21 protein-coding genes are annotated in these 26700 nt (G+C 72.2%); 7 read left to right on the top strand and 14 right to left on the bottom strand.

What is annotated here, in order from left to right:
• Positions 1-23 precede the first annotated feature (23 nt).
• The 9 genes from OG892_RS12725 to OG892_RS12685 all read right to left on the bottom strand — a co-directional run bounded on the left by OG892_RS12725 (position 24) and on the right by OG892_RS12685 (position 10997).
• Positions 24-1076: a glutamate ABC transporter substrate-binding protein gene (locus OG892_RS12725; RefSeq protein WP_371629177.1), complete on the bottom strand. Its 1053-nt coding sequence runs from the start codon at positions 1074-1076 to the stop codon at positions 24-26.
• Positions 1077-1087: 11 nt separating this feature from the next.
• On the bottom strand, positions 1088-2503 hold the full coding sequence (locus OG892_RS12720) for a hypothetical protein (protein WP_371629176.1): 1416 nt from the start codon (positions 2501-2503) through the stop codon (positions 1088-1090).
• Positions 2504-2859: 356 nt separating this feature from the next.
• Entirely contained in the window at positions 2860-3834 is a 975-nt protein-coding gene (locus tag OG892_RS12715; RefSeq protein ID WP_371629175.1) for an N-acetylglucosamine kinase, read from the bottom strand.
• Positions 3825-5090, bottom strand: coding sequence for a 6-phospho-beta-glucosidase (locus tag OG892_RS12710; RefSeq protein ID WP_073738986.1), 1266 nt, complete (start codon positions 5088-5090; stop codon positions 3825-3827). The genes OG892_RS12715 and OG892_RS12710 overlap by 10 nt, the downstream gene beginning before the upstream one ends.
• A 5-nt stretch (positions 5091-5095) precedes the next feature.
• Positions 5096-5998, bottom strand: a complete 903-nt coding sequence (locus tag OG892_RS12705) for a carbohydrate ABC transporter permease (RefSeq protein WP_073738987.1) — start codon at positions 5996-5998, stop codon at positions 5096-5098.
• A gap of 1 nt (position 5999) precedes the next feature.
• Positions 6000-6998: a carbohydrate ABC transporter permease gene (locus tag OG892_RS12700; protein ID WP_073738988.1), complete on the bottom strand. Its 999-nt coding sequence runs from the start codon at positions 6996-6998 to the stop codon at positions 6000-6002.
• An 11-nt stretch (positions 6999-7009) separates the two neighbouring features.
• Positions 7010-8350 (bottom strand): ABC transporter substrate-binding protein, encoded by a 1341-nt coding sequence (locus tag OG892_RS12695; RefSeq protein WP_073738989.1) that lies wholly within the window; start codon positions 8348-8350, stop codon positions 7010-7012.
• Between the two features lie 130 nt (positions 8351-8480).
• A complete protein-coding gene (locus OG892_RS12690) occupies positions 8481-9641 on the bottom strand; it encodes an ROK family transcriptional regulator (protein ID WP_371629174.1) in 1161 nt (386 codons plus the stop codon).
• Between the two features lie 288 nt (positions 9642-9929).
• The gene (locus tag OG892_RS12685) at positions 9930-10997 is read right to left on the bottom strand and encodes a mechanosensitive ion channel family protein (RefSeq protein ID WP_073738991.1); all 1068 of its coding nucleotides are present in this window, start codon (positions 10995-10997) and stop codon (positions 9930-9932) included.
• 355 nt (positions 10998-11352) lie between these two features.
• Here OG892_RS12685 and OG892_RS12680 point away from each other — a divergent pair, with 355 nt between their 5' ends.
• Entirely contained in the window at positions 11353-11889 is a 537-nt protein-coding gene (locus tag OG892_RS12680; RefSeq protein WP_371629173.1) for an HNH endonuclease, read from the top strand.
• Between the two features lie 15 nt (positions 11890-11904).
• On the opposite strand, the gene OG892_RS12675 is transcribed toward OG892_RS12680, so the two are convergent.
• From OG892_RS12675 to OG892_RS12660, 4 genes are all read right to left on the bottom strand, one after another.
• Positions 11905-13248 (bottom strand): FtsX-like permease family protein, encoded by a 1344-nt coding sequence (locus tag OG892_RS12675; protein ID WP_371629172.1) that lies wholly within the window; start codon positions 13246-13248, stop codon positions 11905-11907.
• The gene (locus tag OG892_RS12670; RefSeq protein WP_371629171.1) at positions 13238-13975 is read right to left on the bottom strand and encodes an ABC transporter ATP-binding protein; all 738 of its coding nucleotides are present in this window, start codon (positions 13973-13975) and stop codon (positions 13238-13240) included. Before OG892_RS12670 ends, OG892_RS12675 begins: the two co-directional genes overlap by 11 nt.
• Positions 13972-14529 carry a PadR family transcriptional regulator gene (locus tag OG892_RS12665; RefSeq protein WP_073738995.1) on the bottom strand — a complete coding sequence of 186 codons (558 nt, stop codon included), beginning with the start codon at positions 14527-14529 and terminating at the stop codon, positions 13972-13974. The genes OG892_RS12670 and OG892_RS12665 overlap by 4 nt, the downstream gene beginning before the upstream one ends.
• Before the next feature lie 109 nt (positions 14530-14638).
• Positions 14639-17638 (bottom strand): beta-N-acetylglucosaminidase domain-containing protein, encoded by a 3000-nt coding sequence (locus OG892_RS12660; protein ID WP_371629170.1) that lies wholly within the window; start codon positions 17636-17638, stop codon positions 14639-14641.
• A 311-nt stretch (positions 17639-17949) separates the two neighbouring features.
• On the opposite strand from OG892_RS12660, the gene OG892_RS12655 reads away from it, so the two are divergent.
• From OG892_RS12655 to alc, 6 genes are all read left to right on the top strand, one after another.
• Positions 17950-18222, top strand: a complete 273-nt coding sequence (locus OG892_RS12655; RefSeq protein WP_024492264.1) for a hypothetical protein — start codon at positions 17950-17952, stop codon at positions 18220-18222.
• The gene (gene malQ, locus OG892_RS12650) at positions 18223-20484 is read left to right on the top strand and encodes a 4-alpha-glucanotransferase (RefSeq protein ID WP_371629169.1); all 2262 of its coding nucleotides are present in this window, start codon (positions 18223-18225) and stop codon (positions 20482-20484) included.
• Positions 20485-20522: 38 nt separating this feature from the next.
• Positions 20523-20738 carry a hypothetical protein gene (locus OG892_RS12645; RefSeq protein ID WP_073738998.1) on the top strand — a complete coding sequence of 72 codons (216 nt, stop codon included), beginning with the start codon at positions 20523-20525 and terminating at the stop codon, positions 20736-20738.
• 205 nt (positions 20739-20943) lie between these two features.
• On the top strand, positions 20944-21894 hold the full coding sequence (locus OG892_RS12640; RefSeq protein WP_371629168.1) for a DMT family transporter: 951 nt from the start codon (positions 20944-20946) through the stop codon (positions 21892-21894).
• Complete coding sequence (locus tag OG892_RS12635) at positions 21891-22811, top strand: LysR substrate-binding domain-containing protein (RefSeq protein WP_371629167.1); 921 nt, start codon at positions 21891-21893, stop codon at positions 22809-22811. Before OG892_RS12640 ends, OG892_RS12635 begins: the two co-directional genes overlap by 4 nt.
• A 64-nt stretch (positions 22812-22875) precedes the next feature.
• The gene (gene alc / locus OG892_RS12630; protein ID WP_328696897.1) at positions 22876-24021 is read left to right on the top strand and encodes an allantoicase; all 1146 of its coding nucleotides are present in this window, start codon (positions 22876-22878) and stop codon (positions 24019-24021) included.
• An 81-nt stretch (positions 24022-24102) separates the two neighbouring features.
• On the opposite strand, the gene pepN is transcribed toward alc, so the two are convergent.
• A complete protein-coding gene (gene pepN / locus OG892_RS12625; protein ID WP_328867075.1) occupies positions 24103-26682 on the bottom strand; it encodes an aminopeptidase N in 2580 nt (859 codons plus the stop codon).
• Positions 26683-26700: the final 18 nt, after the last annotated feature.

The raw sequence follows: 26700 nt of genomic DNA, 5'->3' as shown, positions 1-26700 counted from the left end.
CCGCCTGATCCGAGGACCAGGCCCTAGTTGCTGCGGTACTTGGGCACCGGCGGTGCCGTGATTCCGGGCAGACCGTCCTGCAGCCAGTTGCGGTAGGACCGCATCCAGGGGCTGTTCTTGCCGCCGGCCCGGTAGTCGACCAGCACCTGGTTGACCCGGGCCACCAGGTCGTCCGCACCCTTCTTCGTGGCCACGCCGTAGTACTCGGTGGTGAAGGGCTTGTCGCCCTTGAGCTCCACGGCCGGGTCCTGGGCGGCCTGGCCGGCCGCCAGGGCGTTGTCCGTGACGATCGCGTCGACCTCGCCCATCTGGAGCCGCACCAGGCAGTCCAGCTGGTTGGGGACGGTGAGCAGGTCCTCGTCGGCGTCGGTGCCGTCGTGCTTGTCCTTGAACACCGAGCCGAACGACCGCTTCTCCAGGGCCTCGTACGCCGTGGACCCCTCCGCGGTACAGACCCGCTTGCCGGCCAGCGAGGAGTTGTAACCGGTGATCGTGGATTCCTTGGGCGCCAGGACCTGCTGCCCGGCCTGGAAGTAGGCGGTGGAGAACGAGACCTGGTCGAGCCGGGCGCAGTTGATCGTCATCGTCCGGACGACGACGTCGACCTTGTCGTTCTCCAGGGCGGCGATGCGCTGGTTGGTGGGGATCGCCCGGAAGATCACGTCGTCGGGGTCGCCCAGGATGTCCTTGGCGATGGCCCGCACCAGATCGATGTCGAAGCCTTCGAGATCCCGGGACTCCGGATTGCGGTACCCCCACTGGAAGCTGTTCTGGTCGACGCCCGCGATCAGCTTCCCGCGCGCCTTGATGCGGTCGATGGTGTCGCCGCCGGAGACGGACGGCGGCAGGCTGGCGTCCGGGTCGGTGCAGTCGTCGGCCCGCGCCTGCACGGCCCGTGCCGTGCCCGGTCCCGAGAGCCCCTCGTCGAAGGCGGCGCCGCCGCGGTGGGAGAGCGGCAGCAGGGTCAGTGCCGCCGTCATCGCGCAGGCCACGGCCATGGCGGTCACACCGCCCCAGCCGCGCAGCCTGCGCAGCGGGCCCGCGGGCCCCGTCGTGGGCTCGTCCTTCCCTGTCATCGCTCCCCCTGTCACCGGAACTCCGAGAGCCTGCGGTTGACTCCGACGATCGCGGCGACCGCGCCCAGCACGGCGAGGGCCGCCGCGCCTATCGGCAGCCCGCCCAGCGCACCGCGCCCGTCCCGCGCGGCCTGGGTGAACTCTTCCTGCTCATGGGCGAGCGCCCGCTTCAGCGCGTCGTCCACCCGGCTGAACGACTCACCGGTCGAGCCCTTGGTCGAGTCCGCCGTCCCGATGATCTGGGTCAGTGCGGTGTCGTAGTCGCCGCTGTCGTCGGTCTTGCGGGCGGTCCGGTGGCGGCTCTGCCACTCGGTGACACCCGTGATGGCCTTCGCCACCGGTTCGCCGCCCACGGTGTCGTGGGTGTCCTCGGCGAGCTTCGCGGCCTTGTCCAGCTCCTCGACGAGTGCCTTCATGCCCGTGCCGTAGTCGGTCTCGTACTTGTCGTTCTTCCCGTCCGCGGTGAGCACCGCACCCCGGGCGACCACGGTGAGGGTCTCGTTGGCGCGCGCCTTCAGCGAGTCGATGCGCGCCCGGTTGAGCACGTCCAGGGACTGCTGCCCGCGGGTGTTGGCGTCGGACAGGTCGGAGCGGGCCACCGAATGCCCCACCGCCAGCCACAGCAGGACCACCAGCGAAGCCGCGGTCGCGGCCAGCAGGCCGTGGTTGAGCACCCGGTTCGTCCGGTGGAAGTTGCGCCGCTGGGCCCAGAGCAGCACGATCAGCGCGATCACACCGATGCCGAGCGAGAAGAACGGCCAGGTGCGGGCGGAGTCGTAGTCCTGGCCGAGCCGGCCGGTCTCCGCCGCGTACAGCCGCTCGGCGGCCGGCAGCATGTCGTTGGCCATCTTCTGGTTCGCGTACCGGAGATAGGCGCCGCCCAGCGGCAGCCCCTGCCGGTTGCTCGCGCGGGCCCGCTCGATCAGCCCGGTGTAGCGCGGGAGTTCCTTGTTGAGGGTGGTGATCTCGTGGCCGGACTTCGTCGAGGAGTCCGTGTTGGCCGCGGCCTTCACCAGCAGCCGGGCGGCCTCGTCGATGTCCGCCACGTACTTGTCGTGGACCTTGGCCGGCTCCTGCGGCCCGGCCAGGAAGCCGCTCGCCGCCGCGGCGTCGGCGTCGGCCAGCGAGCTGTAGATGTCGGCGGCGTCCGCGCTGAGCGGCTGACTGTGCGTCACCACGTCGTCGGCGGAGGCCGCCCGGCCGGAGACCTCGAACGCCGTCACGGCCCCGAACGCGACGACGAGCAGGGCCAGTACCGCCCCGATGATCTGGAGCCGGCCCGGTTCGGTCGTCGCAGCGGCGCGCAGCCGGTCCGTGACCACCGCGCGGCCACTGCGCTGCGGCGGCACGGCTGCGGGCACCGGCGCGGGCGCCTGCTCCGGCGCGCGTCGCGGCGGCGCGGGCCGCACATTCGGCGGGTGTGTCACTCGACCTCCCCCTCGGTCACTGACGGCGGCCGCCCCCCGGCCGATCGGGGGACTGGTACCCGGCCAGAAGTATGGCCGCAGGCAACGACGTCCACACAGCGAACGCCCGGATCCTGCACCGGTCCATGAACGCAGACCCCCGCAGGCAGCCGCGGCCAACAGCATTCGATCAAGGCCGACGCCGCCGATCAAGACGATCGACGTCGCAATCCCCCGAAGTGGTACCGATCCGAAGTCGTACCGATCTCCCCAACAAGGAACACGTTCGGGGCGGCTGATCGGTTCCCTTGCGGAAGGGGCGCCCCGAAGCACGAATGCTACGGGACGCCCCTGTTGCCCTGCGAGGTCACACCGCGTCAGGCGTACTGCGCCCGCAGCCTCTCGTGCACCTCGGGCACCGCACCCGTGTGGTCCAGGCCCAGCAGCCCCGCGCCCAGCACCGGGGACTCCTCGACCACCCGGACCACCGCCTTCGGGGCCCGCACCGCGAGGAGCTCGGATATCCGGCCGTCCAGCAGCGGATGGCGCGCGGCCAGCACGCTGCCGCCCAGTACCACCGGGGCCCGCTCGTCCAGCAGACCGAGCCGGGCGAGGGCGACCGAGGCCATCGCCACGACCTCCTCCGCCAGCCGGTCCACGAGGCCGCGCGCCACCGGGTCACCGGCCGCGCAGGTCGCGAAGAGCACCGGCGTCAGCTCGTGCCGCCGCTCGAACGCGATCCGGCCCAGATGCAGCGCCTCTATCAGCGCGTACATCGAACCGAGCCCGAAGTGAGCGGGCAGCGTACGGGCCAGCTCGGTCGGCTCACCCCGGCCGTCCTCCGCCCGCGAGGCGAACCACAGCGCCTCCTCCGCCAGACCCGAACCCCCGCCCCAGTCACCGGATATCCGGCCGATGGCGGGGAAGCGCGCGGTGCGCCCGTCCGGCACCATGCCGACGCAGTTGATCCCCGCGCCGCACACCACCGCCACGCCGCGCGGCTCGTCCACCCCGGCCCGCAGGATCGCGAAGGTGTCGTTGCGCACCTCCACGGTGCGGCCCCAGCTCCGTTCGCCCAGGGCCTCGGTCAGCTGCTCCTCCTCGACCGGCAGGTCGGCGTTGGCGAGGCAGGCCGACACGTGCGCGACGCTCTCCGTACCCACGCCGGCCGAGGCCAGCGCCCGCTCCACCGCGGCGCCGAGCGCGTCCACGGCCGTGCCGATGCCGACCACGGGCGGCTGGAAGCCGCCGCCGCGGGCCGTGGACAGCACCGTGCCGTCCGCACCGATCAGTGCCACATCGGTCTTGCTGTTCCCCGCGTCGATCGCGAGGACCGATCCGTTCACGCCCACGGGAGGTGCTCCCGGTTGTGCGCGATCAGCTTGTCCGTGAGCGCTTCCGCGTACTCGAACTGGCCGATCAGGGGGTGCGCGAGCAGGGCCTTGAACACCCGGTCGCGGCCCCCGCGCAGCGCGGCCTCCAGCGCGAGGTCCTCGTACGCCGTCACATTGCCGATGAGCCCGGCGTAGAGCGGGTCGAGCGGCGCCACGGCGAGCGGCGTCGCACCCGTCCGGTCCACCGAGGCCTGTACCTCGATCACCGCGTCGTCCGGCAGGAACGGCAGCGTCCCGTTGTTGTACGTGTTGACCACCTGGTGGGTGGAACCGCCGTCGCCCAGCAGCGAGGCGGCCAGGTCCACGGCCGCCTCCGAGTAGAAGGCGCCGCCGCGCTTGGCGAGCAGCGCGGGCTTCTCGTCCAGCGCCGGGTCGCCGTACATGGCGAGCAGTTCCTTCTCCATCGCGGCGACCTCGACGGCCCGCGAGGGCTTGGTGCCCAGCTCCCGCACGACCTCGTCGTGCGCGTAGAAGTAGCGCAGGTAGTACGAGGGGACGACGCCGAGACGGTCCACGATCGCCCGCGGCATGTGCAGGTCGTCCGCGATCGCGTCGCCGTGCTCCGCGATCAGCCGGGGCAGCACGTTCTCACCCCCGGGGCCGCCGAGGCGCACCCCGGTCTCCCAGGTCAGGTGGTTCAGCCCGACGTGGTCGAGGTGCACCTCACCCGGGGTCACGTCGAGCAGCGCCGCGAACTTGCGCTGGAAGCCGATCGCCACGTTGCACAGGCCGACGGTCTTGTGACCGGCCTGGAGCAGCGCCCGGGTCACGATGCCGACGGGGTTGGTGAAGTCGATGATCCACGCGTTCGGGTTGGTGCGCCGGACGCGCTCCGCGATGTCCAGGACGACCGGGACGGTGCGCATGGCCTTGGCGAGGCCGCCGGCGCCGGTGGTCTCCTGCCCGACGCAGCCGCACTCCAGCGGCCACGCCTCGTCCTTGGCACGGGCGGCCTGGCCGCCCACCCGGAGCTGGAGCAGTACCGCGTCCGCGTCGGCCACCCCCGCGTCGATGTCGGTGGTGGTGACGATCCGGCCGGGGTGGCCCTGCTTGGCGAAGATCCGCCGCGCGAGGCCCCCGACGAGTTCGAGCCGGTCGGCCGCCGGGTCGACGAGCACCAGCTCCTCGACCGGCAGGGTGTCCCGCAGCCGTGCGAATCCGTCGATCAGTTCAGGTGTGTAGGTGGACCCGCCACCAACTACTGCGAGCTTCATGGTTCTCAGCCCTTTACTCCGGTGAGGGTGACGCCTTCTACGAAGGCCTTCTGTGCGAAGAAGAACACGATGATGACCGGCGCCATGACGAGCAGCGTCGCGGCCATGGTCATGTTCCAGTTGACCGCGTGGGCGCTCTTGAAGGACTCCAGGCCGTAGCTCAGGGTCCAGGCGCCGGGGTTCTGCGCGGCGTAGATCTGCGGGCCGAAGTAGTCGTTCCAGCAGTAGAAGAACTGGAAGAGCGCCACGGCCGCGATCCCGGGCTTGGCCATCGGTACGACGATCTTGAGCAGGGTGCGCAGCTCACCGCAGCCGTCGACCTTCGCCGACTCGATGTACTCCTGCGGGATGGTGAGCAGGAACTGCCGCAGCAGGAAGATCGAGTACGCGTCGCCGAACGCCATCGGGATGATCAGCGGCCACAGCGAGCCCGAGAGGTGGAACTGCTGCGCCCACACCAGGTACATCGGGATGATGATGACCTGCGGCGGCAGCATCATCGTGGAGATGACGAGGATCATCGCGGTGCGCCGGCCGCGGAAGCGGAACTTGGCCAGCGCGTAGGCGACCGGCACCGAGGAGCAGACCGTGAACACGGTGCCCACCACGGCGTACATCAGCGAGTTGCGCCACCAGTCGAGGAATCCCGGGGTGTGGAAGACGGCCGAGTAGTTCGACCAGTGCCAGGAGTCCGGCCACAGGTCGCCGCTCATCGCCTGCCCGTCGCTCATCACCGAGGTGAGGAAGACGAAGACGAACGGCAGGACGAAGAAGAGGGCGAGCGCGAGGGCCACGGAGTGGACCGCGATCCAGTTCAGGATGCGCTTGCGGCGGTGTCTGGCCGCGTCGCGGCCGTCTCCGCGGCTCGCCGTGACGGTCTGCGGCCTGGTCAGGCTGGTGGTGGTCATCTCAGTCCTCCGCCGGAATGAGGCCGACGCTCTTGCGCATCAGCAGAAGGGTGACGGCCATGGCAATGGCGAAGAGCACGAGCGAGAGAACGCACGCGGCACCGGTGTTGAAGTTCTGGAAGCCCATCGAGTAGACGAGCTGGGGCACGGTCAGGGTGGAGTGGTCCGGATAGCCGGGCTGGATCACCGTGCCGGGACCGATGGAGACGCCGGAGGCGAGCTTCCCCGCGACGAGGGCCTGCGTGTAGTACTGCATCGTCTGCACGACGCCGGTCACGACGGCGAACAGCACGATCGGGGTGATCGCGGGCCAGGTGACGTAACGGAACTTCGTCCAGGCGCCCGCGCCGTCCAGCTCGGCGGCCTCGTACTGCTCCTTGGGCACGTCCAGCAGCGAGGCCATGAAGATGACCATCAGGTCGCCGATGCCCCAGAGGGAGAGCAGCACCAGCGAGGGCTTGGACCAGTTGGGGTCGTTGAACCAGCTGGGGCCGCTGACCCCGATCCACGAGAGCATCTCGTTGACCGGTCCGGTGGACGGGTTGAGCAGGAAGACGAAGGAGACGGTGGCCGCGACCGGCGGGGCCAGGTAGGGGATGTAGAAGGCCGTACGGAACAGCCCCACGCCCGACTTGATCTTCGTGATCAGCAGGCCGATGCCGAGACCGAACACCACGCGCAGCGCGACCATCACGACGACCAGCCACAGCGTGTTCCACAGCGCCGGGCCGAACAACGGCATCTGGTCCAGCACGTACTTCCAGTTCCGCAGCCCGACGAAGGTGGGGGCCTTGATCTGGTTGTAGTGCATGAACGAGAAGTAGACGGTCGCGATCAGCGGGTAGCCGAAGAAGACGGTGAAGCCGACCAGCCAGGGGGAGAGGAATCCCAGGGTGCGCAGCCGCTCGCGGTTCTTCTTGCGTCGCAGGGGGGAGTTGCGGGGGGCCGGTTCGGTCACCCGCCCGGCGGGCTTCGCCGAGGTGGAGAGGGAAAGTGCCATGACTCGGCTCCTCAGTTTTCCGACTGGACGTTGTCGGCGTCGATCTGGTCGTCGAGTTTCTTCAGCGCGCTGTGCAGGTCCTTGGTCCTGCCGGCCTCGACCGACTGCGAGAAGTCACCGAACGAGTTGATGTACTGCCCGCCGTTGTTCGAGGGCGGGACGGCCTGGCTGTGCGGGTTCTGCGCGATCTTGATGAAGGCGCGGAAGGCCGGGTCGGCGTCCAGGTCGGGCGACTTGAGCGCGTCGAACGTGGACGGCACGTTGTGGATCGCGTTGGCGAAGTGGACGACCGGCTGGGTGTCGATCGTCAGGTACTTCACCAGCTCCCACGCCGCGTTCTGGTGCCGGCTGCTGTGCGCGATGCCGGCGACGGTTCCCGTCAGGTAGCCACGCCCGTAGGTGTCGGCCTGGTCGTCCGGGACCGGCAGCGGGGCGACGCCCCAGTCGAACTTCGCCTTGGCCTCCTTGAGCATCAGCCCGCGCCACTCACCGTCCAGATGCATGGCGAGCTTGCCGGTCAGGAAGCCGTTCTGGGACGACATCTCGTCGCCGAAGGTGGCCCGGAGCCGCTCCATGGCCTGGTAGCCGCCCTGCGCGTCGGACAGACCGCGCATGGTGGAGAAGAACTGCTCGGTCTTGGGCTCGTCGGCGAGCCTCGCCTTGCCCTGCCCGTCGAAGTACTGCGGGCCCCACTGGGCGAACATCCGGTCGGGGGCGTTCTGGTAGAGCTGGAAGTTCGGCATGAACCCGGCGCGCTCCAGCGAGCCGTTCTTGTTCTTCCGCGTCAGCTTGACCGCGTCGGCCTTCATCTCGGACATGGTGTGCGGGGGCCGGGCGATCCCGGCCTCCTTGAAGGCGTCCTTGTTGTAGTACATGCCGAACGCGTCGGCGAGCAGGGGCGTCGCGCACTGGACGCCCTCGTACTGGGTGTAGTCCAGCAGGGTCTTCGGGAAGACCTTCGTCTTGTCGATGCCGCTCTTCTTCAGGAAGGGGTCGAGATCCGCCCACATGCCGGAGGAGCAGTACTGGCCCACGTTGTTGGTGGTGAACGAGGTGACGACGTCGGGTGCGTCGCCGCCGCCCGCGCGCAGCGCCTGGTTGATCGTCTCGTCGCTCACGTTGCCGGTGGAGACGACGTGGATGTTCGGATGGAGCTTCTCGAAGCGGGCGATGTTCTCGTTGATCGCCTTGGCCTCGCTGGGGGCCGACCAGCCGTGCCAGAACTTCAGCGTGACGGGCTTCGTCGGATCGTCGGTATTACTGCCGGTGCTCGGGTTGGCGCAGCCGGCCAGCAGCAGAGCGGCTGCGCCGAACGCCACGGGCACACGGGTGCGTATGTGCCATCGCGCCATGTCGGACTTCCTTTACGGGGGAGGGAAGGGCGTGGGAACCCAGTCGGGGGGACGGGGAGCGGGGGTGTGCGGGCATGGGGGTGCCGTGCGGCTTGCCGGGCCGGGGACGGTGGCAGGGGCGGCGCGTCGCTCAGGCGGTGTCGAAGGTGGTGTCGCGCGCCTGGGCGAGAGCGGTGCGCAGCGCGCCGGTCAGGATCGGGTCGCCCTCGATGTCGCTGATGCGCAGCAGCGGTCTCGGCAGCGCGAGGCCGGTCAGCTCGGCCTCGACCCGCTCGCGGAGTGCCTCTCCGCCGGCCTGGGCCACGACACCGGACAGGACGACCAGTTCGGGGTCGACGACGGCCACTATGGCGGCGAGGCCGGTGGCCAGCCTGCGGGCGACCTCGTCGAGGACGGCCCCGTCCGCCAGGGCCTCGGCCGGCGGTCTGCCACCCGCGAGGTCCTGTACGGCGGGGGAGGAGACCAGGCTCTGGAAACCGCCGCCCGCGTCCGGCCTCGCCCAGTCGGCCGCGTTGCCGCGGGCGAGCGGGGCACCGGGCAGCGGCATGTAGCCGATCTCCCCGGCGCCGCCGGTGGCCCCGCGCAACAGGCTCCCGCCCAGCACGATGGCGGCGCCGACGCCTTCGTCGAGCCAGGCGAGCACGAAGTCGTCGTGGTCCTGCGCGGCGCCCTCGTACTGTTCGGCGATGGCGGCGAGGTTCACGTCGTTCTCGATGGTGACGGGCCTGCCGACCACCTCGGCGAGGTCGGCGAGCAGGGTGCGCGAGTGCCAGCCGGGCAGGTGCGGGGCGTAGCGCAGCTGGCCGGTGTGCCGGTCGATCGCGCCCGGCGTGCCGATCACCACGCTCCGCAGATCGTCATGGCCGAGACCGGCCCGGCCGAGGGCGCTGTCCACCGCTTCCGCGACGAGCTGGGCGGTGCGGTGGCGTACTTCCTCCTCGACCGCCTCGGCCTCCACACGGCACGAGCCGACCACGGTGCCGGTGATGTCGGCGACGACCGCGTCGATGCCGGTGGGCCCGACGGAGAGCGCGGCCACATGGGCGGTGGACGGGTCGATCTCGTACAGCACGGCATTCGGGCCGGGGCGCCCGCCCTGGCTGCCGGTCGAACGGACCAGCCCCGCGGCCTCCAGCCGGGTCAGCAGCTGGGACGCGGTGGGCTTGGAGAGCCCGGTCAGCTCGCCGATCCGGGTCCGGGTGAGGGGCCCCTGGGTGACCAGGAGGTCGAGGGCGGCCCGGTCGTTCATGGCCCGCAGAACGCGGGGGGTTCCCGGTGTGGTTCCGCCCATGACCACTGCACCTGCCCTCTGTTAGGAAACTTTCCTATTCGGTGTGAGGACCGTAGGGCGCGCGTCACCGGGGCGTCAATGGGCTGCAGCGCTGTGGCAACCAAAGCGTTACCTGGACGGTGGGCGGTGCGGATCTGTGCCCGTCGGGGGGTGCGTGATGGGGCATTCCCAACGGAGCGCCGCCCGAACCGAGTTGACGGCAGGGCGTCCAGCGGTGGCCGCTGGAGATACGAGTGAGGGGCACCCCGCAGGCCTTGGCGGGGCACCCCTCATTCGAACGGACGAGCGTTACTTGGAGATGTTCGGGGGCTGGACTATCGGAGTCGCCGCCAGGGACTGCGGGGAGGTGGCCGAGGCGTACGCGGACGGGGCCGCCATACCGGCCGTGGGGTCGGCCGCCGCGGCCTCGTCGGGCTGGGCCGGGATGCCGCCGATCATCCGGATGCCCGCCTCGTCGAAGGCGCGCTTGATCCGCCAGCGCAGCTCGCGCTCCACGCCCACGGCCTGGCCCGGCATCGTCTTGGCGGTCACCCGGACCGTCATCGAGTCCAGCAGCACCGTGTCCAGGCCCAGGATCTCCACCGGACCCCACAGGCGCTCGGTCCACGGGTCGTCCTTGGCCATCAGCTGGGCGGCCTCCGTGATCACCGTACGGACCTGGTCGAGGTCCTCCGTGGGGCGCACCTGCACATCGATGCCCGCGGTGGACCAGCCCTGGCTGAGGTTGCCGATCCGCTTCACCTCGCCGTTGCGGACGTACCAGATCGCACCGTTCTCGCCGCGCAGCTTGGTGACCCGCAGGCCGACCTCGATGACCTCTCCGGAGGCGACGCCCGCGTCGATGGTGTCGCCGACGCCGTACTGGTCCTCCAGGATCATGAAGACGCCGGAGAGGAAGTCGGTGACCAGGTTGCGGGCACCGAAGCCGAGCGCGACCCCGGCGACCCCGGCGGAGGCCAGCAGCGGGGCCAGGTTGATCTGGAACGCGCCCAGGATCATCAGGGCGGCGGTGCCGAGGATCAGGAACGAGGCCACCGAACGGAGTACGGAGCCGATCGCCTCCGAGCGCTGGCGGCGGCGCTCCGCGTTGACCAGCAGACCGCCCAGCGCGGTGCCCTCCACCGCCTGGGCGCTGCGGTTCATGCGTTCGATGAGCTTGGTCAGGGCACGGCGGATCGCGATGCGCAACACGATCGCGATGGCGGCGATGAGCACGATCCGCAGACCGGTGTTCAGCCAGGTGGACCAGTTCTGCTCCACCCAGCCCGCGGCGTTGCCTGCCTGCTTGGCGGCTTCGTCCAGCGAGCCACCCGGCTCGGGTGACTGGGCTGCGGCCAACAGGGCGGACAGGGACACGGCGAAACCTCCAGTTGGGCGAGCGCTGACCAACCACACTAACGGGGCATCGGGCGTGCTCCGTTGCCGTGATCCGGGGGAGAGACGCGTCTCACCCGGGGATATGGAATAGGTAAGGAACCCGGTCGGCGGCGCCGCGTGTGGCCGATCGCACATCGGGCGCGGCAGCCGGTGGCAGGGCCCCCGAAGCGCCTGTTCCGGTGCCTTTGCGCCGCTGGGACGCCGTGGGCGGAAGAAAAATCCTTCCGGCCCGTTACCCGGACGTGGTGGCGCTTTGACCAGGCCTGAGGGGAGACTGAGATCGGATCGTCCCGGCGCGAGCCACGCGCCGCCGGCGTACAAGGAGGCATCAACCGTGCCGCACGTCCTGGTTCTCAACGCGTCGTACGAGCCGCTCGGCGTCGTACCGCTCCGCCGCGCGCTCGTCCTCGTCCTGGAGAGCAAGGCCATCTGCCTCGAGGAGACCGGCGCCCTCATGCACAGTGCCACCCGTGCCGTTCCGGCCCCCAGCGTCGTCCGCCTGAAGCGGTTCGTGCGCGTCCCCTACCGGGGCCCCGTTCCGCTGACCCGCCGGGCGCTCTTCGCCAGGGACGGCGGGCGCTGCATGTACTGCGGCGCCGCCGCGACCAGCGTCGACCACGTCATTCCGCGCAGCCGGGGCGGGCAGCACGCCTGGGAGAACGTGGTGGCGGCCTGCCGCCGCTGCAACCACGTCAAGGCCGACCGTCATCTGCCCGAGCTCGGCTGGCGGCTCCACCAGCCGCCCGCCCCGCCGACCGGACTCGCCTGGCGGATCATCGGCACGGGCCACCGCGACCCCCGCTGGCTGCCCTATCTGCAGCCGTTCGGAGCGGACGACGCGATGGCCCGGATCGACGGAATCTCCGCCTGATCCGAACGAAGCGCCCTAGGTGAACCGCAGCTCCGCGGGGCGCGCCATGCGCCGCAGCAGCGGCAGTGACGTCGCGGCGGCCAGCAGGCAGGCGGCGTACACCGTCACGGGCACCAGGAGCGGGAGCATCGACGGGAAGCTGCCCGGGGCGACGAGGGTGGCGTACGAGAGGTACACCGTCATGCCGCCGATGCCCGCCAGCAGCGTCGCCGGGGCCAGCGGCAGCGCGGTCTCCAGGAGCAGCGCCCTGGTCAGCACCGCTCGCAGCACCCCGGCCGCGGCCTGCGCGGCGAGCCCCCGGCGGCGGGTGGCGAGGGACTCCGCGGCGCCCACGGCCAGACCGCAGAGCCCGACGAAGAGGGCCACCAGAACGGCTGCCCCGGTGAGGTCGAGGCCGGTGGTGTAGAAGTCCAGATCCACTTGCGTGTAGCCGCCCCGCTCGCGCAGAGCGGCGAGCATGACCTCCCGTACTCCCACGAAGCCCGTGCCGACGACGGTCACCAGCAGCAGCGCGGCGTGGGTGCGCGCGGCGGCCCACGGGTCCTGACGCAGCCGGCCGGCGGCGATCAGTGCCGCGGGGCTCCTCGCGCCGGCCGTCAGACGGCGGCCCATGAAGGCGGCCGAGGCCCCGGCCGTCCAGAGCGCGCCCGCGGACGAGAGGAGCACCAGGGAGACCACCAGCGGCAGCAGTGGGCCGACGTCGGAACGGCCGTCCGCGGCGAAGAGGAGAAGGGCCGCCGCGGCGAGCACGACCCCCGGAAGCAGGAGCGCGAGCGCCGTCCGCCGGCCGGGCTCCGCCTGTGCCCGGCGCAGTCGGCCCAGCGGTGCCGCGATCACCTTGCGCAGCGCGAACCCGCTCACCAGCGCGGCGACCACCGGCACGCCGAGCACGACCACCACGTAGCCGGCCCAGGCCGAGGGCGGCGGCGTACGGCCGGAGCCGGCGAGTACCGCGGCGAACACGGCGCAGGAGGCGAGCGCGCCCACCAGGCACGCCGGCCCGGACTCCAGAGCGGCGATACGCCGCACCTGCCGGGGTGACGCCCCGGCGAGCCGCAGCGCGGCCGTCCGCCGGTCCCGGTGGACGGCGCCGATCCGGGCGCACTGGCCCAGGAAGCCGAACACCGGGACGAGCAGGAGCACCAGGGTCGCCACCACACCCGTGCGCTGGCCGGGCTGGTTCAGCAGGCCGTGTCCGAACGCGATGGACGCCTGCCCGGAGACCGAGGAGACCGTGACCGCCGCGAGGGCCAGGCCGGTGGCGAGCAGCGCGCCGGCCGAGGTGAGCGCGATCCGCCACCACTCGCGGCGGTCGGAACCGAGGACCAGGGTCCAGGCGATGCGTGCGTCAGTCCTCATGGCGGGCCGCCTCCCGGACGGTGAACCGGGTCGCGCCGGAGTGGACGGCCCCGTCGCGCAGCCACACCTCCCGGTCCGCGTACGCGGCGATCTGCGCGTCGTGGGTGATGAGCAGCACCGCGGTGCCGGACTCGCGGGTGGCGTGCACCAGAGCGGTCATCACCTGTTCGCCGGCGAGGGAGTCCAGGGCGCCGGTCGGCTCGTCCGCGAAGACGGCCTTCGGGCCGGTGATCAGGGCCCGTGCCAGCGCGACCCGCTGGCTCTGGCCGCCGCTCAGCTCGCCGGGCCGCAGCTCCGCCTGCCCGCGCACGCCGAAGCGCTCCAGCCAGGAGTCCGCGTTCCGGTGCGCCTCGGCGCGGCCGGTTCCCGCGAGCAGGAGGGGCAGCGCCACGTTGTCGAGCGCGGTGAGCTCGGGGATCAGCTGCCCGAACTGGAACACCACGCCGAAGTCGGTACGCCGCAGCTCGCTGAGGCGCGCCTCCGGCACCAGGCCGAGCTGCTCGTCCCCGTAGCCGACCGTGCCCTCGTCGGGGCGGACGATGCCCGCGAGGCAGTGCAGCAGCGTGGACTTCCCGCTGCCGCTGGCACCGGTGACGGCGAGGATCTCGCCGGCGCGGAGTTCGACCGAGGCGCCGCGCAGCGCCTCCGTCCGTCCGTACCGTTTCGTCAGTCCGGTGGCGGTGATCAGTGGCGCCGGTGCCGTGGGCCGGTCGGCTCTGCTGCTCATGTCGGCTGGACCTCCGTGGTCAGGGTGGCGAGGCGGGTCGCCGTGGTGGCCATCCACCGGACGTCGGCGTCCAGATGGTTCAGGGCGTAGTCGGCCGAGAGGACCGTGCTGAGGCCGGCCCCGGGCGTGGTCTTGAGCTGGGTCAGTTCGTGCATCCGCGCCATGTGCGCGGCGCGCTGGGCCTGGAGGTAGGCGGCCGCGTCCGCGGTGCGGTCACCGCCGGCGGCGGCCGCGACGAGGATCGAGGTGACGACCTTGGCGAAGATCTCGTTCGTCACGAAGGGCGCGGGCGGCGCGGTCTCGCCGGCCCAGTGGGCGAGCTCGCGCGCGCCCTCGTCCGTGGACCGGTAGAGGGTGCGCTCGGGACCGCCGTCGGAATCGGTCCCCTCGACCGAGGCCAGTCCGTCCCGCACCAGGCGTTGCAGCGTTGTGTAGACCTGGCCGTACGCCAGGGGGCGGGCCTGCGGGAAGAGTTCGTCGTACCGCCGCTTCAGCTCGTACCCATGGTTGGAACCCCCGGCAAGCAGTCCGAGGAGGACGTGGCGGATGCTCATGGCCGTGACTATATACTCGGTATATGTACTGAGTGAATAGTGCGGCGCGAAAAAACCCGGCAGGCGCTGAAGGAGAGAACGCCGCCTGGTTCAGGGGGTGTTGATTTCGCTACTCCGCGACGGCGTACGCCTGGACCGACCAGAGCGAGTAGCCGTACTCGGTGGCCCGCCCGTCGCCCTGGATCCTGATGAACCGGGTGTCCTTCGCGTCCATCCGGACCGACTCGTGGCCGCCCTTTCCCTCCCGGACGGTGGCCGCGGTGCGCCAGGTGCGGCCGTCCGCGGAGACCTGTACGCGGTAGCGGGAGGCGTAGGCGTCCTGCCAGTCCAGCACCACCTGCCCGAGCCGGGCCGGGGCGGGCAGTTCGGCCTGCCACCAGGCGCCGTCCTCGGCGGGGGAGGACCAGCGGGTCTCCGGGTCGCCGTCCGACGCGGCGGACGCGGGGAAGTCTGCCGTCTCGTCGGCGGAGGAGGAGGCGGTGGCCGTGCGCAGCAGATCGGGGCCCGCGGTGCGCGGGAAGGCCCGGACGGTCAGGGTGGTCTCCTCCGCGCCGAAGGAGAACGGCACCTCGTACTCGCCCGCCGGGGTGTCCGCGGGCACGGTGATCTCCACGGGCACGGCCGTACGGGAACCGCGCTGGACGGTCGTCTGCTCTGGCAGCCGCACCTTGATGCCCTTGGGGGCCTTCGCGGTGAGCGCGCCCTTCACCTCGGCCGGACGGCCGGGCGAGAGCCGCGCCTCGACCCGCTGCGGCTTGCCGCCGATCTCCGCGTCCGTCGCGCCGTGCGCGAGGTCGAGCCGGGCCGCCGGCTCGTCGCCGAACCACGGCACCAGCGAGCGCACCCGGGGCGCCGTTCCCGCCGACGGGGCCGCGCCCGCGAGCGGCGGGATGATCAGCGGCGGTGCGCCGGTGACCGACGGGGTGGCGGTCGGCCAGCTGATCCGGACCGCGTCGGCCCGCAGGCCCTGGCCCCCGGTCTGGGTCCAGCCGCTCGACGAGAGCGCGCCGAGGCTGTGCCAGCCCTCGCCGGGCACATGGGCCTGGACCGTCGCGTCCGCCGGGGTGCCGCCGCCGCCCGGCACGGCCGTCGCGGTGACGGCCGCCAGCGGACGGGCCCGGCCCAGGCGCACCGTGTAGCTGCCCTGCGCCTCGGTCACCGTGCCGTTGTCGCGGTCCGCCCCGGTCCAGGCGTCGGCCTCCTTGCGCGCCCGGTCCAGGAACGGGCCGAGCACCCCCTTGCCGACCGTCGCGCCGCTCCCCTTCACGGACCTGCTCACCGGCTCCAGGGCCAGCGACGCCTGCCAGGCGGCCGCCCCGTCGCCGCGTGCCTGGGCCTGGAGCAGATCGACGGCCAGCTCGCCCGCCCTGCCGTACCGGGACAACTGCTCGGTCCACGGCCGCACCTCGCCGTCGAGCCGCCCGTCCGCGAGCCCGGCCAGCCGCTGCGGGGTCTCGCGCATCACGGTGAACGCGGAACGCAGCCGGGCCGCCGCCTTGTCGCGCGCCCCGGCGTCCGTCCCGCCATGGGTCTTCCAGAACGCGGCGAGCAACGGCTTCAGGTACGCCGATTCGTTGCCGCCCAGCACGGAGGCCGCGCTGTTCCCGGCCAGGGCGCGCAGCGCGTCCCGGCTGCCGGGGTCCGTGCCCGCGAGGTCGTCGATGGCCGCCTGCCAGGACTCCTGCGGCTGGTACCCCTTCGGGTTCCAGGCGAAGTCGGCGGCGGTGAACAGCGGGATCCGGGAGGCGGACGGCTGCTCCATCGCATTGGCCAGCAGCGCGGCGGACCCGATGGCGACCGCCGGGTCGCGGCCGGTGTACGGACCGAGGAAGATCCGGTCCTGCGCGTAGTCGTTGACCGGGTAGTTGTCCATCGTGACCAACGGATGGCGGAACGTGGCACGGGCACCGGCCAGCTCGCCGCCGGTGATGGTCTTCGGCACCACCCCGACCCCGGTCCAGGCGACCTGCACCCGGTCGTCGAGCTCCTTGGCGAGTTCGGTGCGGTAGTCGGTCGCCCCGTCCTGGTAGAACTCCGTCGGCATCATCGACAGCGGCTGCGCGTCCGGATGGCGGTCCGCGAGGTGCTGGGCCACCGCGCTCACGACGCGGGCCTGCGCCCTGGCCGCCGCCCGCGGTCCGTCACCGAAGGCGTCGGCGTCGGCCGAGCAGTGCCATTCGCTGTAGCTGACGTCCTGGAACTGCACCTGGAAGGCCCGCACCCCGAGCGCCCACATCGCGTCGATCTTCTTCGTCAGCGCCTTCACGTCACGGTCGGAGGACAGGCACATCGACTGGCCGGGTGCCACGGCCCAGCCGAGCGTCACGTGTTCGGCGGCGGCCCGCTCCGCGAGCGCGCGGAAGTCGGCGCGCCGGTCCGCGGGGTACGGGTCGCGCCAGCGGGCCTGCCGGTAGGGGTCGTCGCCCGCCGCGTAGAGGTACCGGTTCTGCTTGGTACGCCCCATGAAGCCGAGCTGGGAGAGGCGTTCGGTCTGGGTCCACGGCTGCCCGTAGAAGCCCTCGGTCATCCCGCGCACGGCACTGGAGGGCCAGTCCCGGACGGTGGCCCCGGCGACGCTGCCGCCCCGGATCAGCTGACGCAGGGTCTGCACCGCGTGGAACAGCCCGTCGTCTCCCAGGCCGTCCACGGCGACGGTGTCCCGGCCCGCGACGTGGCCGGCCGCGATCCGGTAGCCGCCGGCGGGCAGATCGCCGCGCTCCGGGGCGCGCAGGGTGCGCAGCGCGTCCAGGGCGCCGTTGCCGCCGAACCGGATGACGGGGCCGCGCCCCGGCAGGGATTCGTGGACGGTCCGCACGCCCGCGTCGCGCAGCACCTCGCGGAGCGCGGCGACGGCGTACGGGTCGGCCTGCGCGTCGGCCACCAGGGTGACCTCGCCGGTCAGGGGGACGGAGGAGCCGGACGCCTTGATGCTCTGCGGCCGGGGCCACACGGTGGGCAGCGCGCCGTCGTCCGTGCGGTCGGGGGTACTGGTGACGGGCGTTCCGGGCGGCGCGGGTGCGGCGAAGGCGGCCGGGGCTCCGGTGGAGAGGAGCCCGCCGAGCACGGCCACGGCGACCGCCGCCGCCTGCTTCCTGCGCCTGAGCCGCATGCCCGTTCTCCCCTCGTTCCCACTGGTGGGCTCCGAGCCCACCACCCGCGCGCGAGGGTGTCAATGCGCGTGGTCGTTGTGGTGCAAATGCCCGTTGTGGCGGATGGGGTGGGACGGGTGTGGCTGACGCGGCGTCACGCGAAAGATGGCGCCGAATGGCCGAAAACGACGGACGTCTTACGGGGAATCCGCCCCTCGGGAACGGATTGTGACCCAGAGCACGTTGAACTCGTTGTCATAACGCCTACGTCTGCGGACGCGTCCGCTGGGTAGGTCTGCTGTGTCCTGCTCTCCACGGCCAGGAGGCCACCATGCCCGCTGCCGCGCAGCTCCTGCTCTCCGCCCTGACCAAACAGGTGCCGGGACCCGCCCCGCTGATCAGTGCGTGCCCCGCCACCGCCCCCGGCCCCGGACCGCTCACCAGCGAGGCGCCGCTGGCCGACGCCATACCGCTGACCAGCGAGCCCCCGCTCGCTGACGCCACGCCCCTGACCAGCGAGCCTCCGCTCGCCGTCCTCGCCCCGCTGACGAGCGAGCCGGCTTCCTCCGGCAGCGCTTGGGGCATGGAGTCCCCAGGAGTCTGAATGGGCCTGCCCCGGCTCGCCGCACTGCACGGCGTCGCCACCTCGTACTCCCCGTCCGCCGACGTCACGGTGTCCGTCCCCGACGGCACGGTCGTCGCGGTGCTCGCCGCGCTCGGTGTCGACGCCGCCACGCCGGAGGCGGTTCAGGAGGCGCTCGCCGCCGCCGAGTCCGCGGCCGGCTCCCGGCTGCTCCCGCCCACGCTCGTGGTGTGGACCGGGGAGCCGCTGCCCCCGGCGCTGACCGCACTGCCCCCCGGCACGGAGCTGACCGTCCGCCCGGAGGAGGCCATCCGCCCGGAGGAGCCCGGCCCCGTCCGGCCGGCCCGGATGCGGACGCCCTCCAGGGACGCGGCTCCGGCCGTTTCCGGCCAGCCGCCTGCCGTGGTGAGCGCTTCCGGCCAAGCACCCGGCGCGGTGACCGTTTCCGGCCAAGCACCCGGCCAAGCGTCCGGCGCGGTGAGCGGTGCGTCCGCGCCCGGCTGGTGGACCGAACCCCCGCTCGGTGTGCACCGGCTGACCGCCCGCGCGCCAGAGCAGCCCGCGGAGTCCTGCACGCTGATCGTCGCCCCGGCCCGCGTCCCGCAGCCGCCGTCCCGCAGCCACGGCTTCCTCGTACAGCTCTACTCCCTGCTCTCCGCCCGCTCCTGGGGCATGGGCGACCTCGGTGACCTCGCCGACCTCGCGTCCTGGTCCGGACGGTGCCTCGGGGCCTCCTTCGTCCAGGTGAACCCGCTGCACGCGGCGGTCCTGGGCAGCCCCACCGACCCGTCCCCCTACCGCCCGTCCTCGCGGCGCTTCCCCGACCCGGTGCACCTGCGCGTCGAGTCCGTCCCGGAGTACGGGCACGCGTCCGACCGGGCCGCGCTCGACGATCTGCGCCGCCGTGCCGCGGAGCTCAGCGACGGCGTCCTGAACAAGGGCGCCCTGATCGACCGCGACGCCGTCTGGGAGCTCAAGCGGCAGGCCCTCGCCATCCTCGCCGCCGTCCCCCTCACGCCCGGCCGCCGCGCCGAGTACTGCGACTTCCTCGCCCGGCAGGGACCGGCCCTGGAGGACCACGCCCTGTGGTGCGCCCTGGCCGAGGTGCACGGCTCCGACTGGCACAGCTGGCCGGCCGGGCTGCGCGACCCCCGCTCCCGGGAGACCGCCCGCGCCCGGGGCGAACTGCTCGACCGGGTCGACTTCCACTGCCGGCTCGCCTGGCTGACCGACACTCAGCTGGCCGACGCCCAGCGCGCCGCCCGGGACGCCGGGATGGCCGTCGGGATCGTCCACGACCTCGCGGTCGGCGTACACCCCGGCGGCGCCGACACCTGGGCCCAGCAGGACGCCTTCGCGCACGGCATGTCCATCGGCGCGCCCCCGGACGCCTTCAACGCGCGCGGCCAGGACTGGGGCCTGCCGCCCTGGCGCCCCGACGCGCTGGCCGCCTCCGGCTACGCCCCGTTCCGGGGTCTGCTGCGCGGGATCCTCGGCCGGGCCGGCGCCCTGCGCATCGACCACGTGATGGGCCTGTTCCGGCTCTGGTGGGTGCCGGAGGGGCGTCCGCCGACCGAGGGCACCTACGTCAGCCAGGACGCGGAGGCGATGCTCGCCGTCCTCGTCCTGGAGGCCCACCGGGCGGGCACCGTCGTCGTGGGGGAGGACCTCGGCACCGTCGAACCCGGCGTCCGCGAGGCGCTCGCCCGCCGCGGCGTCCTCGGCACCTCCGTGCTCTGGTTCGAGCGGGACTGGGCGGGTACCGGCCGCCCGTTGGCCCCCGAGGAGTGGCGCACGGACTGCCTGGCCACCGCCACCACCCACGATCTGCCCTCCACCGCCGCCCGGCTGACCGGCGACCATGTGACGCTGCGCCACCGCCTCGGCCTGCTCACCCGCCCGCTGGACCAGGAGCGGACGGAGGACGGCGCCGACACCGCCGAGTGGCTCGGCCTGCTCTCCCGGCTCGGCCTGCTCCCCGAGGGCGGTGGTGACGAGGAGGCGGCCGTCCGCGCCGTCCACCGCTTCCTGCTGCGCACCCCGGCCCGGATGACCGGGGTCTGGCTGCCCGACACGATCGGTGACCGCCGCCCGCAGAACCTGCCGGGCACCTGGGACGAGTACCCCAACTGGCGGCTGCCCATCGCCGATGCGGAGGGCAGGCCGGTCACCCTGGAGGAGCTGGCCGCCTCCCCCCGGCTGTACCGGCTGATGGAAGTCCTCAACCCCCGCCAGGAGCCCGGAAGGACCCGTACGGCACCCCCGGGCGCGCGGCCCTCGTAGCCGTTCGCTACGTTTGTACCGTGGACAAGAAGAACGCTATGCGCGCCGGCGCGGTCGCCGCCGGAACGACGCTGATGATGCTGCTCATGACGTCCCCCGCGCTCGCGCTCACCCGCGACGACGGCGACGACCCGGGTCCCGGCCTGAGCGTGATCGACACGATCGGCCTGTTCGTCGTGGCCCCCCTGGTGCTGTTCGGGGTCATCGCCGGACTGGTCATGGTCCTCGACAAGTCCAAGAAGCAGCAGGCCTGACACCCGGCCGCGCGGCACACAGAGCTGCGCGACACCCATAACGTCCCAGGGCGTCCCGACGTGCGCGAGCGCGCCGGGACGCCCTGTTGTGCGCCGGCGAGCCGTTCACCTCGCTCGTCGTCAGCTGATTCGTTAAGTTCTGCTTCAGAAATTCATCGAAAGTATTCGATGGACCTGAATGCTCTGCCGGTGTGACGGTGGCCCCGTGACCGACGTCAAAGAGGCTTCCCCGAAAGCGGTACGAGCGGCAGGAGCCCGGCGGACCTCGGGGAAGGGCCTCCTGCTCGCCCTCGTCGCGACGGTCGTCTGGTCCGGCAGCTTCGTCGCCGCGCGCGCCCTGCACGACACCGTCCCGCCCGTCCAGGCCGCCTTCTGGCGCTGGATCGTCGCCGTCGCGGCGGTCGCCCCCCTCGCGGCGCGGGAGACCTGGCGGCAACGCGCGCTGATCCGCCGCCACCTGGGCTTCCTCACCCTCGCCGCACTGCTCGGGATCACCGTCTACAACACCCTGGTCAACCAGGCGGGCCTGTCCACCTCGGCCGGCCAGATGGGCATGATCATGGCCGCCTCACCGGTGGTGATGGCGCTGTACGAACGCCTCGGCGGCCAACGGCTCGGCGGGCGCCGCATCGCCGGAATGGCCATCGCCTGCACCGGAGTTCTGCTGCTGGTCGGCGACGGCTCCCTCGCACTGCACTTCGCCCCCGGTGACCTGTGGATGTTCGCCGCCATGCTCAGCTTCGCCTCCTACAGCGCGCTGCTGCGCCGCCGCCCCCCGGAGATCGGCCAACCGGCCTTCCTCCTCGCCACCTTCGTGCTGGGCGCGCTGATGCTGGCACCCGCCTTCGCGGTCAGCGTCGCCGTCCAGGGCGGGTTCGAGCCGACGGCCGGCACCGTCGGACCACTGCTGTACGTCGGCGTGTTCTCCTCGGCCCTCGCGTTCTTCGCCTGGAACCGGGCCGTCGCGCTGATCGGCGCGGCGCGCACCGGGATCGTCTACTACCTCCAGCCCGTCTGTGTGGCCGGGCTCTCCTTCGTCCTGCTGGGCGAGCCGACCGGGCCCGCCCAGCTCCTCTGGCTGGCCCTGATCCTCGGCGGAGTGGCGCTGGGGGCGGGCCGGGTCCGGGACCGGACGGCGGCTAATGTGCGGACATGACCGAGTGGGACATCAAGAAGCTCCGGATCCTGCGGGTGCTCAGCGAGCGCGGGACCGTCACGGCGACGGCGGAGGCGCTCATGATGACCCCCTCCGCGGTGTCCCAGCAGCTGTCGAACCTCGGCAAGCAGCTCGGCGTGCCGCTGCTGGAGGCGCAGGGCAGGCGGGTCAGGCTCACCGACGCCGCCCACCTCGTACTCCGCCACGCCGAAGTGGTGTTCGCCCAGCTGGAGCGCGCGGAGGCCGAGCTGACCGGCTACCTGCGGGGCGAGGCGGGGGAGGTGCGGGTCGGCGCGTTCTCGACCGCGGTGCCCGCCCTCGTCGTCCCCGCGGTCCAGCTGCTGCGGGCCGACGGCCGGCCGGGACCCGGGGTACGGGTGCGGGAGGCGGAGGCCGCGGAGGCGTACGAGCTCCTCGCGGCCGGTGACGTCGACCTCGCGCTCTCGCTCGCGGCGCACGCCCCGACGGCGCGCGACACCCGGTTCGCCCTGCTGCCGCTGCTCGCGGACCCGCTCGACGTCGCCCTCCCCGTCGGACACAGGCTCGCCGAGGCCCCCGGCCTCCGGCTGGCCGACCTCGCTGCGGAGCCGTGGATCTTCGGCGGCTCCGGCCCGTGGTCGGAGATCACCACCGCCGCCTGCGAGGCCGCCGGGTTCGTCCCCGAGCAGGCCCACAGCGCCTCCGGGTGGACCGCGATCCTGGCGATGGTGGAGGCGGGCATGGGTGTCGCGCTGATCCCCCGGATGGCCTCCGCGGAACGCCGCAAGGGCGTGGCGCTACGGGTGCTCGGCGCCGATCTGCCCCGGCGCCATGTGGTGGCGGCGGTGCGGCAGGGGGCCGAGACCGGCCCCGCGGTGGCCCGGGTGCTGGCCGCGCTCAAGGAGGTCAGCGCCGCGCGCGAGGCATCGTTCAGCTGAGCTGAACGAAATGTGCGAAAACTTTCGATGGACCTGATTGATGGGTCTGTACGACAGTGGGCACATGACCTTCGACGCGAGCGAGACCCCCGCCCTGGACAACGACCCCCACGCCAATGACGCGGCCCCGTACGGCGGCGGCGACCCGTACGCCGACTACCGCACCACAGAGCTCCCCTTCACCGAGCTGGTCGACCTCGCGGACCGGCGCCTCGGCGCGGGCGTGATCGCCGCCAACGACGAGTTCTTCGCCCAGCGTGAGAACCTCCTGCTCAGGGAGCGCGCGGTCTTCGACCCCGAGCACTTCGGCCACAAGGGCAAGATCATGGACGGCTGGGAGACCCGCCGCCGCCGCGGCGCGGACGCCGCCCACCCCTTCCCCGCCCCCGACGAGCACGACTGGGCCCTGATCCGCCTCGGCGCCCCCGGCATCATCCGCGGGCTCGTCGTCGACACCGCCCACTTCCGCGGCAACTACCCGCAGCGCGTATCGGTCCAGGCGACCTCGGTCCCGGGCTCACCCAGCCCAGAGGCGCTCCTCGCGGACGACGTCAAGTGGGACGAGATCGTCCCGCCGACCCCCGTACGCGGCCACGCCGCCAACGGCTTCGAGATCACCGGCGACCGCCGCTACACCCACATCCGCCTCTGCCAGCACCCCGACGGCGGCATCGCCCGCCTGCGCGTGCACGGCGAGGTCGTCCCCGACCCGTCCTGGCTCGCGGCGCTCGGCACCTTCGACCTGATCTCGGTCCTGAACGGCGGAAGCTACGAGGACGCCTCCGACCGCTTCTACTCCTCGCCGACCCAGATCATCCTGCCCGGCACCTCCCGCAAGATGGACGACGGCTGGGAGAACCGCCGCCGCCGGGTCCGCGACACCAACGACTGGGTGCGCTTCCGGCTGCCCGCCCAGGGCGCCGTCCGCGCGGTCGAGATCGACACCGCCTACCTCAAGGGGAACGCGGCCGGCTGGATCGCCCTCCAGGGCCGCAACGGCGAGACGGGCGAGTGGTTCGAGATCATCCCCCGCACCCGCCTCCAGCCCGACACCCTGCACCGCTTCCCGCTCCGCGCCCAGGCCGTGGTCACCCACGTCCGCCTGGACGCCTTCCCCGACGGCGGGGTGGCCCGGATGCGCCTGCACGGCTCGCTGACCGAGTCCGGCGCGGCGGCCCTGGCCGCCCGCTACGAGGAGTCGGGCGCCTGAGACTGCCCGTAAAGACTCCCGCCCGGCGGACGGCTGCGCTTCAGCGCCTGCCCGCCGGGCGGTTTCCACATCCGGACCGTGCTACGCGGTCGCCGCCGCAGCGTCGTCCGCCGCACGCGCCTTCAGCGCCCGCTCCACACCGGAGCGCGACTCCGACATCAGCCGGCGCAGGGCCGCGCTCGGCTCGGCGGAGGCCAGCCAGGCGTCCGTGGCGTCCAGGGTCTCCTGCGAGACCTGGAGAGCCGGGTACAGACCGATGGCGACCTGCTGGGCCATCTCGTGGCTGCGCGAGTCCCAGACGTCCTTCACCGCGGCGAAGAACCGCTCCGTGTACGGCGCCAGCAGCTCGTGCTGGTCGGTCTGGACGAACCCGCCGATGACCGCCTCCTGGAGGGAGTTCGGCAGCTTGTCGGACTCGACGACCGAGGCCCACGCCTCCGCCTTCGCCTCCTCGGAGGGACGCGCCGCACGCGCCGACGCCGCGTGGCGCTCGCCCGCCGCCGTCCGGTCGCGCTCGTACTCCGCGGCGATCTCGTCCTCGTCCAGCAGCCCCGTCGCGGCCAGCCGCTGCACGAACGCCCAGCGCAGCTCGGTGTCGACGGCCAGGCCCTCGATCACCTCCGTGCCGTCGAGCAGCGACTGGAGCAGGTCCAGCTGCTGCGGGTTGCGGGCCGTGGCCGCGAAGGCACGCGCCCAGGCCAGCTGGTGGTCACTGCCCGGCTCCGCCGCGCGCAGGTGCGCGAGCGTCGCCTCGGTCCACTGCGTCAGCCCCGCCTCGCGCCACTGAGGCGCCGAGTACAGGTCCAGCGCCATCTTCACCTGGCGGTGCAGCGACTGGACGACGCCGATGTCCGACTCCTTGCCGACCCCGGACAGGACGAGCGACAGGTAGTCCCGGGTCGCCAGCTCGCCGTCCCGCGTCATGTCCCAGGCGGAGGCCCAGCACAGGGCGCGCGGCAGCGACTCGGTGAAGTCGCCCAGGTGCTCCGTGACGACCCGCAGCGACTCCTCGTCGAGCCGGACCTTCGCGTACGAGAGGTCGTCGTCGTTGAGCAGCACCACGGCCGGGCGCCTGGTGTCGGCCGGGAACGGCACGGCGGTGCGCTCACCGTCGACGTCCAGCTCGATCCGGTCGGTGCGGACCAGCTTCCCGGACTCGTCGAGCTCGTAGCAGCCGATGGCGATCCGGTGCGGCCGCAGCGTCGGCTCGCCCTTCGCCCCCGCGGGCAGCGCGGGCGCCTCCTGGAGCACGGCGAACGAGGTGACGTTGCCGTCGGCGTCCGTCTCGATCTCCGGGCGCAGGATGTTGATGCCGGCCGTCTCCAGCCACGCCTTCGACCAGGTCTTCAGATCGCGTCCGGAGGTCTTCTCCAGCGCGCCCAGCAGGTCGGAGAGCCGGGTGTTGCCGAAGGCGTGCGCCTTGAAGTAGGCCTGCACACCCTTGAAGAACTCGTCCATGCCGACGTACGCCACCAGCTGCTTCAGGACCGAGGCGCCCTTGGCGTACGTGATGCCGTCGAAGTTGACCAGGACGTCGTCCAGGTCACGGATGTCGGCCATGATCGGGTGCGTCGAGGGCAGCTGGTCCTGCCGGTACGCCCAGGTCTTCATCGAGTTGGCGAACGTGGTCCAGGAGTGCGGCCACTGCGAGCCCTCCGCGTACGACAGGCAGGCGATCGAGGTGTAGGTGGCGAACGACTCGTTCAGCCACAGGTCGTTCCACCACTCCATGGTCACGAGGTCGCCGAACCACATGTGGGCCAGCTCGTGCAGGATCGTCTCGGCCCGCGTCTCGTACGCCGCGTCCGTCACCTTGGAGCGGAACACGTACTGGTCGCGGATGGTGACCGCGCCCGCGTTCTCCATCGCGCCCGCGTTGAACTCCGGGACGAACAGCTGGTCGTACTTGGCGAAGGGGTACGCGTAGTCGAACTTCTCCTGGAACCAGTCGAAGCCCAGCCGGGTCACGTCGAAGATCGCGTCCGCGTCGAGGTACTCCGCGAGCGACGGGCGGCAGTAGATGCCGAGCGGGACGCTCTGCCCGTCCTTCTCGTAACTGCTGTGCACCGAGTGGTACGGGCCGGCGATCAGCGCGGTGATGTACGTGGAGATGCGCGGCGTCGGCTCGAACGACCAGACGTCGTCCGTGGGCTCCGGCGTCGGGGAGTTCGAGATCACGGTCCAGCCGGACGGGGCCTTCACGGTGAACCGGAAGGTCGCCTTCAGGTCGGGCTGCTCGAAGCTCGCGAAGACGCGGCGCGCGTCCGGCACCTCGAACTGGGTGTAGAGGTAAGCCTGCTGGTCGACCGGGTCGACGAACCGGTGCAGGCCCTCGCCCGTGTTCGTGTACGAGCAGTCGGCGACGACCTTCAGCTCGTTGGAGCCCGCCGCCAGATGCGCCAGGGTGATGCGCGAATCGCGGAACACGGCCGCGACGTCCAGGGGCTTGCCGTTCAGCTCGACCTCGTGGACGGCCGGGGCGACCAGGTCGATGAAGGTCTGCGCCCCCGCTTCTGCGGAGTCGAAGCGCACGGTGGTGACGGACCGGTAGGTCCCACCCTCCTGCGCTCCGGAGAGGTCGAGATCGATCTCGTACGCGTCCACGGTCAGCAGGCGCGCCCGCTCCTGTGCCTCTTCGCGGGTCAGATTCGTGCCAGGCACGCGGTCATCTCCTTGATG

Origin of the sequence: Streptomyces sp. NBC_00341 (genome assembly GCF_041435055.1) — a bacterium.
GTDB lineage: Bacteria > Actinomycetota > Actinomycetes > Streptomycetales > Streptomycetaceae > Streptomyces.
The sequence above is the reverse complement of the archived record's forward strand: the minus strand, read 5'-3'. Positions and strand labels throughout refer to the sequence as shown.